The following is a 12,365-nucleotide window of genomic DNA, read 5'->3' as shown; positions in this document are numbered from 1 at the left end:
CTTACCGTTCTTAAGTACGTCATCATGAAGCCAGAGACGATCGAACGGATTGAAAAGATTTCGTATCAGCAACATTCCAGATCGTCGCATTGGGGAGAATGCGTTTCACAAGCCCTGACAAGACTTTTCCGGGACCAACCTCAATAAAGGTATCAACCCCCATCTTTGCCATACTCTGGATTGATTGCGACCATTGAACCGGCGACGGAAGTTGCCGAATTAACGAAGTACGAACATCTTCAATCTTTATCAATGCCGTTGCTTCAGCATTATTCACCAGCGGGACGTTGAGGTCAGACCAATCCATGGTCGCAACATCCGCCTGTAAACGATCTGCCGCCACTTGCATAAGCGGCGTATGGACTGGAACACTCACGGGAAGTGGCATGACCCGACGAGCTCCCCGTTCTTTTAACAGCGAAATCGTTTTTTCCACGGCCACCTTTTCTCCAGCAATGACAATTTGACCAGGACAATTAAAGTTGGCTGGTGCCACGACTCCCTCAGACTTCGCATCTTCGCAAGCTCGTGTAACTTCTTCTTCAGATAACCCAAGCACCGCCGCCACCAACCCTGTACCTGGAGCCACGGCTTCAGACATGTATTGTCCTCGCTTTTGAACCAGTTTGACGGCCTGAGAAAAAGAAAGCCCTCCCGCTGCCACAATGGCCGAATACTCACCAAGGCTATGTCCTGCTACCGCTGAAGGTTGACATTGAAGCTGGTCAAATAAAGACCGCGCCGCAAGACTCGTGACAAGCAAGGCTGGCTGAGTATATTCAGTGAGATTCAGTTTTTCTGAAGGTCCCTTAAAACACAACGCGGCTATATCGTAACCCAGAACCTGGCTCGCCTCCTGGTACAACTCACGAACATGGGGATCAGCCTCATACAAAGAACGCCCCATGCCAACACTCTGAGAACCTTGCCCCGGAAAAAGGAGCCCAATTGAATTTGTCATAGATTTATAATGTCATAAACGACGGTTGATTTACTTAACAGAGAATCCTAGTGGCCCGTTTTGGTTAATTCATTCCGCTCGGTTGCAACACTGAGTTGACCTAACAAAAAGACAACTCACAGCGTATGGCTGGTTTCCTAACATTTTTAGTACGGGCCCTAGTGGCCCGTTTTGGTTAATTTAGGCAGTGACATTGTTGTCCGAGTCAGGGTCACATAGTGAACTGCCATATTGTTTCACTGGTTTACTAATTTTCGTGGTACAAGCGCTAGTTTCCTGTCACGGTTATTTACGGCAATACCAGCGTTAACGTTGGGTTGAACAACACAATAAGACAGACTCCATAGTAACATTGGGTTGCTAATTTTATAGGTACAGGAAACTAGTCAACAATAAACTCTCCTCCATCGACGCAGATGACGTTTCCTGTTATCCATTGGCTTTTGGGCTGACTCAAAAGACCAATGGCATCTGCAACATCCTTAGGCAACGTGAGTCGTCCGGAAGGATTCTTACGTTTCGCAAGATCAATCATTTCTGCAGATCCTGGGATTTTTCGCAAGGCTGGCGTATCCGTGACCCCGGCCATAATAGCATTCGCGGTAATCCCTAGAGGAGCCAGTTCAAGAGCCAATTGACGAGTGTGAGATTCTAACGCAGATTTGGCCGCAGAAACAGCACCGTAGGTTCGCCAGACACGAGCCCCTCCTGCACTTGTCATTGAAAAAATTCGACCACCACGCCCCATTAATTGCTGCTCAACTAACGCTTGGGTCCAATAGACTAAACTATTAGCCATCACATCTAACGTCATATCAACTTGTGACTTTGAAACCGCTTCTGCTTGAGATTGCGCAATAAATGGCTTTAATGTTCCAAAAGCCAATGAATGTAAGAGGACGCGTATCACAAGGGGAGAACCTGCTTCTTCGGACTTCGCTCGTATGGCAGAAAGAATTTCACCTCGTTTTTCAGAATCAGCAGCATTGGCATTAAAAAATACGGCTGTCCGTCCTAAGGCTTGAATATCTTTAACAATTCGATCCACATTCGGAAGGGTGGTTTTCCGATCTAAGTGTACGCCGAAAATATTTAACCCTAACGAAGCCAATTCCAAGGCAACAGACTCTCCAAATCCACTCGAAGAGCCTAAAATTAACGCCCATTCCCCTTCAAGGGGTTTGATAGTTTCGCTCATAACACCCCCACTTTCATCGTCATCTCGACATCAACAACACCCATCATGATCTCCTTGTTGTCACAGGCTCATGCTATGAGAGGCCGCTCATGATACCCATGAGACGTTCGAGCTGCCTTTATCTTCCTACCATCGAATAAGTCCGGATGCCCACGTGAGCCCCGCACCAAATGCCGCCAATAGCACCAGGTTCCCCTGGCGAACCCGACCTGCCAATACCGCTTCGTCAAGAGCTAACGGAATTGACGCAGCTGACGTGTTCCCAAATCGATCAAGATTGACAACCGTTTTTTCCAACGGAAACTTCAGTCGTTGTGCCACCGCCTTTAAAATACGAATATTGGCTTGATGTGGAACAAAAACATCCACATCATCAGTAGACACGTGATTGAAAGTCAAGACTTCATTGACGGAATCCTCCATGGTCTTGACCGCCACCTTAAAGGTTTCGTTCCCCTTCATTTTGACAAATTGAAGTTTCGCATTCAGGGTGTCCTCTGAGGCCGGAATACGTGATCCTCCACCAGGAACTTGGATGAGTTCCGCATGGTCTCCATCACCATGAAGATGAATAGAGAGGATGCCATCTTCTCCCTCTGACTTTCCAACAACCACCGCTCCAGCACCATCGCCGAACAATACGCAGGTATTGCGATCGGTCCAGTCTGTAATCGACGACATGACTTCTGCACCGATGACCAGAACATAACGCAGTCCTGTTTTGACATATGAGTTTGCTAATGCCAGGGCATACACAAATCCACAACAGGCCGCATTGAGATCAAATGCCGCGGCTCGTGTCGCACCAATGCGCTGTTGAACGAGACAAGCCGTAGATGGGAGAGGAGAATCTCCGGTACACGTTCCAACGATGATCAGATCAAGCTGTGATGCCTGGAGACCGGCCTGGGCTAATGCTTTTTCCGCGGCTTTCGTGGCTAAATCCGAACAGGCTTCCCCTAGTCCCACTAATCGACGCTCTCGAATTCCCGTTCGTTCGACGATCCAGGAATCTGACGTTTCCACCATTTTCTCGAGGTCAGCATTCGTCAGAATACGATCAGGCACATACGAGCCCGTTCCAAGGATTCGACTGTTCATGGCTGAACAACTGGCGAGTGTTCGGGAACGGCCACCTTGAGTCCCTCAGCAATATCGGCGCGAAGCTGTTCAACAAATCCGCCATCTGCGAGCTTATGGGCTCGACAAATGGCATTCTTGATCGCTTTCGCTGAAGAACGACCATGACAAATCATACTGATGCCATTCACTCCGAGCAGCGGGGCCCCGCCAAATTCAGCATAGTCAGTCCGACGACGAAGACGCAGCAACGGACCGGCAATAAAAAGATAGGATAAGCGCCCGAGGCGAGATTGTGCGATCTCTTTCATCAACATTTTCTTGATGGCATCAGCAAGACCTTCAGAGATTTTCAAAGCGACGTTTCCTAAGAAGCCATCACACACAATCACATCGGCATTACCACTGTACACATCACGACCTTCGATATTGCCAATGAAATTAATAGGACTATTCTTCAATAACCGAAAGGCTTCTTTCGTGACTTCATTCCCTTTGGTATCTTCTTCACCAATACTTAAAATTCCCACTCTAGGCTTAGCGATCTCCAAGATATGCTTGCCATATTCATTCCCCATAATGCCAAACTGATAAAGCTGTTTCGCGGTACAATCAACCGTCGCGCCAACATCCAACATCACCGCATTCCCTTGCCGGGTTGGCAGGCTGGCCGCAATAGCAGGACGTTCGACCCCTTGAATCGACCCAAGAAGAAAAAACGCCGAGACCATCGTGGCCCCAGTATTTCCGGCACTGACGACAGCTTCAACATCTCCCGTTTTCACAAGATTTGTCGCAACCCAAATGGAGGAGTCACGCTTCTTTCTCGCAATTGAAGCCGGCAACTCTTGCATCCCCACGGTTTGGGATGCATGGCAAATGTCGAGAGAAGTTTTTTTCCCTTTGATGGTATCGAGGTGGGCTCGAATTTTCTCTTGATCCCCAACTAGAATGATTTCATCGCCAAGCTCTTTGGCGGCTTGCATGGCTCCATCGACGAGTGGAGGTAATCCGAAATCACCCCCCATCGCATCAAGTGCAATTTTCATAATCTAACTGAGTTTTAGTGAGTCACACGATATGGAAAGAGAGACTCATTATCCCTCTTCAACGGCAATAATGGCCATACCCTTATACGTACCGCAATTCAGGCAAGTGGTATGTGGAAGCTTTGGTTCATGACATTGAGGACAAAGGGAGAGATTGGGAGGGGAAAGTTTGATCTGCCCTCGCCTTTTATCTCGACGGGCACGTGATATTTTGTGTTTTGGATTTGCCATGGCAAATTCACCTTCCTGGTCTAGAGACTGAGCCCATTGTATTGTTCGACAACATTCTACTCTATTTAAGGAAAATTTATAATTTCTTCTTTAATTGTTGTAAGGCAGCTACCATTGGGGAAAAATTCATGGTGTCAGCACAGGCACAAGACGACTGGTTGAAGTTCGTTCCACAATGCTGACACAATCCACGACAATCAGATCGACAAAGTCTCTGAATAGGTGTACTGAGAATACACTGCTCACGCAACATGATATCCAGTTCAACTCGTTCGTCTTGGCAGGGATATATTTCCTCAATCTGTTCAAATCCGACATCGGACCACTCATCATCAAGTACGACGGTTGTCGACTCGACTTTTGTCTGGTCCCCTTGAAAAAGGCCTAGACAAGGAATGACCACCAGTTCTTGATAGTCTCCCAGGCATCGGACACATTCACGAATAACGGTTCCGGATAAGGTACCCTTAACACAGACCCCTTCAGGGCTATGATGTACATCACAATCTAAATGAAGAGTACCTGAAATTCGTCCGTCATCCCGGGTGAGCTCTAAGTCATCCTGACTCACATCGTAGCTTAAATGAAACCCCTCATGAGGAATATCCTGAACCAGGAATTTTAACGAGGTCGGCGCAATAGATACTTTTTTCTTCACCATCTCGATCTCACTCTTTGCCTTATACCCGAATCAATACTGTGTAGCTCGATAGACAGGTCTAGGATGATATCTATCGTTCTTCTGCAAACGAGAGTAAAGCAATTTGTCGAGCACGCTTGATTGCAACAGTTAAACGTCGCTGATGCCGCAAGCAATTTCCAGATGTTCGCCGGGGAATGATCCGCCCTCGCTCAGTCAAAAAATTTCTCAGTAACCCCACGTCTTTGTAATCGAGGGGAGTACTATCATGACAAAATCGACAGAGTCGACGTCGTTGAAACAATCGTCCACGTTCCACAAATACTTCTCCTATCTACCCTCAGGAGGAATAATAGTCTGCATCATACGAGGGTTCTTCAACCATATCAGCTTCTCCACTACCTTGCTGGGGGCCGCGCTTTGGCATAAACGTCACATTTTGGGCCACAACTTCATGCTTGCTGCGCTTTTGACCATCTTCAGTTTCCCAACGACGTTGCTGGAGTCGACCATCTACAATCGCTCCGTCCCCTTTGCTCAAATATTGCCCACAATGTTCGGCTTGCCGACCAAACACCACAATATCCACATAGCATACCTCTTCCTTGGGTTCATCAGCCTGCTTATAGCGTCGATTCACCGCGAGAGGAAAATTCACAACAGGAGTACCACTTGGAGTGTACCGAAGTTCTGGGTTTCTCGTCAGATTCCCAATGAGAATGACCTTATTGAACCCGGTCATCTGCCGACCCTACTCCAACTTTTACAGTTTCTTCATTTTCTGTCGTTTCCGTTGTATCGGCTGATGTTTTGACCTGGTCAGGTTGAATTTCAACAGTCAGAAATTTCATAACCCCATCTTCCATGCGATGGAAACGCTCCAGCTCACTCACCGCATTTCCTTTTCCCTCAAATTGAATAATGAGGTAAGTTCCTCGTCGCTCATGCTGAATATCGTAGGCGAGCTTCTTTTTACCTTCATTACTGATATTCAGCACCGAGGCACCAGATCGCACCACAGTCTCTGTAATTTTTTCCGTCAACTTCGCTATCTCTTCGTCAGTTTGCGACGGAGACACAATACATACCGATTCATAGACTTTCATAGATTACCCTCAACAGGATCGCTTAGATAGTTAGGTCTATTCAGGAGGACAAGGGATGAAAAATATCACAGGTGAAAAGAGAGAGTCAAACAATCATATGTTGATAGACCCAACAAGTCAAAAGTCTTTCTTCTCAACCAAGATATGATAGTTCAAGAAGCATGATATTTTGTAGATTCAGTTTCAACTTTTCCTATCATTACTCCAAAATATCACTGAAGACCAAGCTTATGCTTCTGCCTCTGGCTTCTGCTGAATATTAAATTGATTCATCGCAGCTTCAGGCCCGTTCAGGACCAGGACCTCAAGCGCATCAACCGCTCTCGAGAGAACCGCTTCCAAAGAGGCAACTTCAGAGGAAGAAAACGGTGAGAGCACATAATCAGCCACATTAGTATCAGAAGGGGGATGTCCAATACCAACTTTTAAGCGAGAAAACTGATCTGACTTTGAATAGGATAAAATGGAACGGATGCCATTATGCCCACCCGCACCTCCTCTCGTCTTGATCCGCAATGTCCCAAAACTCAAGTCTAAGTCATCATACACAACGACTAAATCGCGGCTCGAGACTTCGTCGCGAAGAAAAAGATCCTCTATGACTACGCCAGTCTGATTCATCCAGGTTTGAGGAAGAACAAGCTTGATATCATGCGAGTCGATTGCTCCGACTCCCTGAAGGGCCTGAGTCCCTTGCCTGAAAGGAATATGCCGTTTTTCGCCAAAACGTTCAACAACCATTCGTCCAACATTGTGACGGGTCGCTGAATACTGTGCTCCAGGATTACCAAGGCCAATGATACACAACAAGAGCTACTTCTTGGCCTCCTTCGCCTTACTTTCCCCTTTCGCATCCCCGGTAGGTGCGGCGGCTTCCGCTTTATCTTTATCAACCCCCTCAGCCTTGGGCTCGGCTTGGCCTCCCTCTTCAACCTCACGAGATAACAGAGCTTCAAGTTTTGCTTCAGAAATTTTGGCAACGACATGTGTCACCATCAACTCTTCGTCATCCAGAACCTTTACTCCCTCAGGAACAACGACGTCTTTTACGTGAAAGCCCTCACCAATGTTCAAGTTTGAAGTATCAACTTCTATATGGTCGGGGATTTGAGCTGGAAGACACTCAATATGAAACTCACGAAGTACATTTTGGAGTACTCCGCCCTCCTTCACGCCAATCGGCGTCTCTCCCATGATCGTCACAGGCACTTTGACACGAAGCGGTTTATCCATCGAAACTTCAAAGAGATCAACATGTAGAATCGTTCCAATGATTGGATCAAGTTGATAGTCTTGTAAGACCGCCACTCGTTGCTCTTGCTTCCCATCTCCCGTCACCTGGACAGTGAGAAGACCGGTGTGACCAGCTTGAGAGAGAATGACATCTCTCGCTACTTTGGGTTCCATTGACAACAACAGAGATTGACCACTTCCATACAATACCGCCGGGATTCTCCCTAAACGTCGCAATTCACGGGCCGGCCCTTTGCCAGCCTTCTCTCGCCTCTCTACATTAATTTCAAATTTCATCGAAAGTTCCTCACTTTGCTCGAACTATTGGCAATCAACGCTTCTCAATGGTCTCTTTTTTTACTACGAAATCTACTTCATACGAGTCAGTCTTCAACAGCGAGTACCGTGAAATTTCATTTATACGAACAAGGATGTAACGGACTCTTCACGATGAATCCTCAATATCGCTTCCCCTAGTAACGGTGCCACTGATAATGCACGAAGCTTGGAACATTGCTGATCTCTGCCATCGAGTGGAATCGTATTCGTCACCACAATTTCACTCAAACACGAGTTCTGCAGCCGATCAAGAGCAGGGCCGGATAAGACCGCATGCGTACATCCAGCAATGGCACTCACGGCTCCGTTATCAATACAAGCTTGAGCTGTTTGGACAATAGTTCCAGCGGTATCAATCATATCATCCAGCAACAGTACACGCTTTCCTTTGACTTCTCCGATAATATTCATCACCTCTGCCTTATTGGCCACCTCACGTCGCTTATCGATTATCGCTAAAGCAGCATCTATCCGCTTAGCAAAGGCTCGAGCTCGCTCTACGCCGCCAGCATCTGGAGACACGACCACAACATCTTCATAGCCCTCTTTTGTAAAATGCTCCAATAACACTGGAGTCGCATAGAGATGGTCTACCGGAATATTGAAAAATCCCTGAATGGGGCCCGCATGAAGATCCATCGTCAAAATCCGTTGAGCCCCTGCAACGGTCAGGAGATCGGCCATCAACTTCGCGCTGATGGGCACTCGTGGTTGATCTTTTCGATCTTGTCGTCCATAGCCATAATAGGGAATTACCGCCGTAATTCTGGATGCAGAAGAACGCTTCACGGCATCCAGCATAATTAGCAATTCCATAATTGATGTATTGACTGGGGCACAGCAGGATTGAATAAGAAAGATGTCAGCTCCACGTACATTTTCCTCAATCCTGACATGGATTTCACCATCACTGAACGTGGTCACCATCGCTGCGCTTAACTCTTGGCCAACATACGCGGAAATCTCCTTGGCCAGGGCCACGTTTGAATTTCCGGTGAATAATTTCAGGTCTTTAGGCATCAAACACCCCTTACTGTCACGACGCAAACACACAACGGCACACCCTTCCTTTGCGGAAAGATGGCAAAGCGTTGTACGTTAATTCGATTTTTATCAGATTGTCAACTGAGAATATTTCAAGGCTGTTGAACGTACACAAAATCTAATTACAGGTCTATTATGACTTAATTCTGAACGAGCGCAAGCCTCGTAGAACGTGTCGGCACACAAAATACTTGTAATTCAGGAGCATTGGTCATCTTATCCCGGGCTTTCACAGCTGCTTGCTCTTCAGAAAACATCCCAAATACCGTCGATCCACTGCCAGACAATAGAGCAACTTCAGCCCCATGGGAACGCAACTCTTCTTTGATCTCACCCAGTCGAGGAGTCTTGGGAAAGAGAGCAGGCTCAAAGTCATTTTCAATGTGCGGAAGAATATCTTGAAAGTCCAAAGCTTCTCTCTGATCAAGTGAGGTTAATTCAGCAGAGAGCTGAGGCACCTGCGATCGAGACTGCGCTATTTGCTGATACGCCCACCCAGTCTCGATCGGGAATCCTGGGTTCACCAACACAATCCATCGAAACCCTGATATCGCAACAGGAACCACTTCTTGTCCCCAACCACGGATGAGAGCTTGTGGCCCGTAGAAAAAAAATGGGACATCACTCCCCAATTCTGCTCCGAGAACCGCCATCTCAGACCAAGACCATTGTAATTGAAACAGTTGCACAAGACCAAAAATGGTGGCGGCAGCATCACTACTCCCCCCACCTAATCCTGCCCCCATTGGAATATGTTTTTCTAAATGAATTGCAACGCCGTCATCAATCCCTGCCTTTTTCAAGACAAGCGCTGCTGCGCGATACACAATATTGTCGACTCCCTGAGGAACGCGACTCGGCTGACACTCCAGCTGAATACCTTGAATAGAGGGCACGGTACGGAGAGACACGTGATCGAAAAGGTCAACCGTCTGCATGATTGACCATATTTCATGGTAGCCATTGGGCAGACGCCCAAGAACCTTGAGGATCAGATTAATCTTGGCTGGAGCCCTGACCTGAACTTCGTAAACGTTAGGCCCCAATGTCATACTCTTTGGGATGGTGTATTCGAAATATTCGCATCTAAATTAAGGAGCCCATAGAAAACAACGGGAGATACATCGCCACAACCATGACACCAATTCCCAAGCCAATCAGGAGAATAACCATCGGCTCCAACAACGAGGTTAACATGGTGACAGTTCGATCCATTTCCCGCTCATACAAATCAGCAATCTGCTCGAGCATCGAATCTAACGCGCCCGTAGACTCACCAACACGAATCATATGCGTGACTAAGGACGGAAAAATCGCGCTTTGCGCAAGAGGCTGAGCAATTGTTTCACCTTCACGAATTCTTAGACGCACATGCTGAATCGCTTCTTCAACAATCCGGTTGCCTGAGACTTTTCCTGCAATCATCAATCCTTCAAGGATGGGAACCCCACTATTCAATAACATTCCCAGCGTGCGGGTAAATTGGACGACACTCGACTTCTGGAACAACCGACTCACAAGAGGTGCTGTAAGAAGAAAAGCATCAACGGTCCTTCTTCCCTTCGACGTATGGTATAGTCGTAATCCTGCAAGTACGAGCACAACACACAACCCTCCTAACAGGAGGACATGTTCTTGAATCCAAATGCTCAAATCTAACACAACCTGAGTCAGCCAAGGCAGCGTATCACCAAATTCGATAAACATCTGATCAAATAACGGCACCACCCACATGAGCATAAACAGGAGAACCAGACATGCAACTCCGAGTAATGTCACAGGGTATGCTAATGCAGAGAGAATCCGCCCTTTGAGCGTTGCCTGCCGTTCCATATATGCCACCAAGCGAAGCAATAACGAATCCATCATGCCCGTGGTTTCGCCCACTTCAATCATATTGACATAGAAATCATTAAAGACTCGCGGGTACTTTCGGAGGGACTCGGCTAACCCCACTCCTCGCTCAATATCTTGATGAACACCACTTAAAATGCGCCGAAGTGACGGACTTTCAGAATGTCGAGACAGCATCGCAAGACATTCAAGAAGTGGAATTCCCGCTTTAAGCATTGTGGCGAATTGTTGCGTAAATGATAAGAGATCTTGAGCTTTAACTCTGGTCGTTCCAAGGTCTTGTATCCATTGATTCCAATTCATGAAACCAGTAGATTTCTGATGCATATGCGTAATCAATACTTGGCGTTGTCGTATCACGGAAACTGCCGCTTTGGCACTTTCCGCAATAATCTCCCCTCGGACCATCTGACCGCCTGGGCTTTTTCCTGTGTACGTAAAAACGGCCATATCATATTCCTATGACGAACGCACCCCGTTAACGAATAAATGACGTGCGAACACAACCATTGGTTCAGTGAGATCGAAGTTGAGTCAGGCGACCGGACATCATTCGCTCTCCACTAGATCGATCGAGTAAACGCGACAGCTCTTCAGGCTGAGGAGTCGAAGCCAACGCAGCCTGGATGGTAATCATTCGACGTCGACAAAGATCCGCTAGCGCTTGATTCATGGTTTGCATCCCATGCTTGGCCTGCCCTGTTTGCATCATAGAGTATATTTGATGAATTTTATCTTCTCGAATTAAATTCCGGATCGCAGGCGTGGGCACTAAGACTTCAATAGCCAGCACACGCCCCCGACCAGTGGCACTGGGAATCAAACGTTGCGAAATGACGCCTTCTAACACCATGGAAAGCTGCGCACGTACTTCATCTTGTTGATGAGGAGGATGGGCAGAAATCAGTCGATTCAGAGTTTGAATAGCCGAATTGGTATGAACGGTCGCAAGAGTCAAGTGGCCTGTCTCTGCGACCGTCAACGCCGCATGAATAGTGTCAAGATCGCGTAACTCGCCAAGACACACGACATCAGGATCCTGACGCAATACTCCTTTTAACGCGGTATGAAAATCCGTTACATCCGTGCCGATTTCTCGTTGCGTAATGAGCGATTTTTTCTGGACGTACAGAAATTCGACAGGATCTTCAAGTGTTACGATATGCGCAGACCGGACTCGATTCACACCATCAATCATGGCCGACAGTGTCGTACTTTTTCCACTTCCCGTAGGTCCGGCAACGAGGAGTAACCCCTGTGGTCTGTTCATTAAGTCCGATAACACAGGAGGAAGATCCAACTCTTCAAAGGAAGGGGCGCGGTGGGGAATCACTCTTAACGCTATAGCGGTCGAGCCACGTTGTGTATACAGGTGACACCGAAACCGCCCATGCGGTTCCACCGTGAGCGAACAATCAACTTCTTTATGTTGAGTGAGTTGCGCCTGCTGTTCATCCGTTAACAGTTCCTTCAGGTAGAGCTGAACTTCTTGATTGGTCAGTGGCGGGCCTTCAAGAGATTGCAATTGCCCATCGACACGAATACGCGGAAGACTTCCCACAGCAAGATGGAGATCCGAGCCTGTACGATCGACCACCATTTGACAGAGACCTTGAAGGGTTCGCATAGA

15 protein-coding genes are annotated in these 12,365 nt (G+C 47.3%); all 15 read right to left on the bottom strand.

Annotation, left to right across the window (positions count from 1 at the left end):
- Positions 1–22: 22 nt before the first annotated feature.
- Positions 23–961, bottom strand: coding sequence for an ACP S-malonyltransferase (fabD, locus tag ACWQXP_RS18655; RefSeq protein ID WP_454064363.1), 939 nt, complete (start codon positions 959–961; stop codon positions 23–25).
- A 382-nt stretch (positions 962–1,343) separates the two neighbouring features.
- Entirely contained in the window at positions 1,344–2,159 is an 816-nt protein-coding gene (locus ACWQXP_RS18650; RefSeq protein ID WP_454064362.1) for an SDR family oxidoreductase, read from the bottom strand.
- A gap of 126 nt (positions 2,160–2,285) precedes the next feature.
- Positions 2,286–3,260 carry a beta-ketoacyl-ACP synthase III gene (locus ACWQXP_RS18645; protein ID WP_454064361.1) on the bottom strand — a complete coding sequence of 325 codons (975 nt, stop codon included), beginning with the start codon at positions 3,258–3,260 and terminating at the stop codon, positions 2,286–2,288.
- Positions 3,257–4,288, bottom strand: a complete 1,032-nt coding sequence (gene plsX / locus ACWQXP_RS18640; protein WP_454064360.1) for a phosphate acyltransferase PlsX — start codon at positions 4,286–4,288, stop codon at positions 3,257–3,259. Before plsX ends, ACWQXP_RS18645 begins: the two co-directional genes overlap by 4 nt.
- Before the next feature lie 48 nt (positions 4,289–4,336).
- Entirely contained in the window at positions 4,337–4,519 is a 183-nt protein-coding gene (gene rpmF / locus ACWQXP_RS18635; protein WP_447970488.1) for a 50S ribosomal protein L32, read from the bottom strand.
- A 76-nt stretch (positions 4,520–4,595) separates the two neighbouring features.
- Positions 4,596–5,180, bottom strand: a complete 585-nt coding sequence (locus tag ACWQXP_RS18630; RefSeq protein ID WP_454064359.1) for a YceD family protein — start codon at positions 5,178–5,180, stop codon at positions 4,596–4,598.
- Between the two features lie 70 nt (positions 5,181–5,250).
- The gene (gene rpsR / locus ACWQXP_RS18625; protein ID WP_454064735.1) at positions 5,251–5,493 is read right to left on the bottom strand and encodes a 30S ribosomal protein S18; all 243 of its coding nucleotides are present in this window, start codon (positions 5,491–5,493) and stop codon (positions 5,251–5,253) included.
- A 6-nt stretch (positions 5,494–5,499) separates the two neighbouring features.
- Positions 5,500–5,901, bottom strand: a complete 402-nt coding sequence (locus tag ACWQXP_RS18620) for a single-stranded DNA-binding protein (protein WP_454064358.1) — start codon at positions 5,899–5,901, stop codon at positions 5,500–5,502.
- Positions 5,885–6,265: a 30S ribosomal protein S6 gene (gene rpsF, locus ACWQXP_RS18615; RefSeq protein ID WP_454064357.1), complete on the bottom strand. Its 381-nt coding sequence runs from the start codon at positions 6,263–6,265 to the stop codon at positions 5,885–5,887. Before rpsF ends, ACWQXP_RS18620 begins: the two co-directional genes overlap by 17 nt.
- Before the next feature lie 228 nt (positions 6,266–6,493).
- A complete protein-coding gene (gene pth, locus ACWQXP_RS18610) occupies positions 6,494–7,075 on the bottom strand; it encodes an aminoacyl-tRNA hydrolase (protein ID WP_454064356.1) in 582 nt (193 codons plus the stop codon).
- A gap of 3 nt (positions 7,076–7,078) precedes the next feature.
- Positions 7,079–7,795, bottom strand: coding sequence for a 50S ribosomal protein L25 (locus tag ACWQXP_RS18605; protein ID WP_454064355.1), 717 nt, complete (start codon positions 7,793–7,795; stop codon positions 7,079–7,081).
- A 120-nt stretch (positions 7,796–7,915) separates the two neighbouring features.
- A complete protein-coding gene (locus tag ACWQXP_RS18600; RefSeq protein ID WP_454064354.1) occupies positions 7,916–8,857 on the bottom strand; it encodes a ribose-phosphate diphosphokinase in 942 nt (313 codons plus the stop codon).
- Between the two features lie 164 nt (positions 8,858–9,021).
- Complete coding sequence (ispE, locus tag ACWQXP_RS18595; RefSeq protein ID WP_454064353.1) at positions 9,022–9,927, bottom strand: 4-(cytidine 5'-diphospho)-2-C-methyl-D-erythritol kinase; 906 nt, start codon at positions 9,925–9,927, stop codon at positions 9,022–9,024.
- 40 nt (positions 9,928–9,967) lie between these two features.
- The gene (locus ACWQXP_RS18590) at positions 9,968–11,185 is read right to left on the bottom strand and encodes a type II secretion system F family protein (protein WP_454064352.1); all 1,218 of its coding nucleotides are present in this window, start codon (positions 11,183–11,185) and stop codon (positions 9,968–9,970) included.
- 64 nt (positions 11,186–11,249) lie between these two features.
- Positions 11,250–12,362 (bottom strand): type IV pilus twitching motility protein PilT, encoded by a 1,113-nt coding sequence (locus ACWQXP_RS18585; protein ID WP_454064351.1) that lies wholly within the window; start codon positions 12,360–12,362, stop codon positions 11,250–11,252.
- Positions 12,363–12,365 lie beyond the last annotated feature (3 nt).

Source organism: Candidatus Nitrospira salsa (assembly GCF_965152625.1).
The sequence above is the reverse complement of the archived record's forward strand: the minus strand, read 5'-3'. Positions and strand labels throughout refer to the sequence as shown.

Excerpts from the sequence above, each read along its gene's own strand:
- fabD (WP_454064363.1), bottom strand. The coding sequence starts at position 961 with ATGACAAATTCAATTGGGCTCCTTTTTCCGGGGCAAGGTTCTCAGAGT.
- ACWQXP_RS18650 (WP_454064362.1), bottom strand. The coding sequence starts at position 2,159 with ATGAGCGAAACTATCAAACCCCTTGAAGGGGAATGGGCGTTAATTTTA.
- ACWQXP_RS18645 (WP_454064361.1), bottom strand. The coding sequence starts at position 3,260 with ATGAACAGTCGAATCCTTGGAACGGGCTCGTATGTGCCTGATCGTATT.
- plsX (WP_454064360.1), bottom strand. The coding sequence starts at position 4,288 with ATGAAAATTGCACTTGATGCGATGGGGGGTGATTTCGGATTACCTCCA.
- rpmF (WP_447970488.1), bottom strand. The coding sequence starts at position 4,519 with ATGGCAAATCCAAAACACAAAATATCACGTGCCCGTCGAGATAAAAGG.
- ACWQXP_RS18630 (WP_454064359.1), bottom strand. The coding sequence starts at position 5,180 with ATGGTGAAGAAAAAAGTATCTATTGCGCCGACCTCGTTAAAATTCCTG.
- ACWQXP_RS18620 (WP_454064358.1), bottom strand. The coding sequence starts at position 5,901 with ATGACCGGGTTCAATAAGGTCATTCTCATTGGGAATCTGACGAGAAAC.
- rpsF (WP_454064357.1), bottom strand. The coding sequence starts at position 6,265 with ATGAAAGTCTATGAATCGGTATGTATTGTGTCTCCGTCGCAAACTGAC.
- ACWQXP_RS18605 (WP_454064355.1), bottom strand. The coding sequence starts at position 7,795 with ATGAAATTTGAAATTAATGTAGAGAGGCGAGAGAAGGCTGGCAAAGGG.
- ACWQXP_RS18600 (WP_454064354.1), bottom strand. The coding sequence starts at position 8,857 with ATGCCTAAAGACCTGAAATTATTCACCGGAAATTCAAACGTGGCCCTG.
- ACWQXP_RS18590 (WP_454064352.1), bottom strand. The coding sequence starts at position 11,185 with ATGGCCGTTTTTACGTACACAGGAAAAAGCCCAGGCGGTCAGATGGTC.
- ACWQXP_RS18585 (WP_454064351.1), bottom strand. The coding sequence starts at position 12,362 with ATGCGAACCCTTCAAGGTCTCTGTCAAATGGTGGTCGATCGTACAGGC.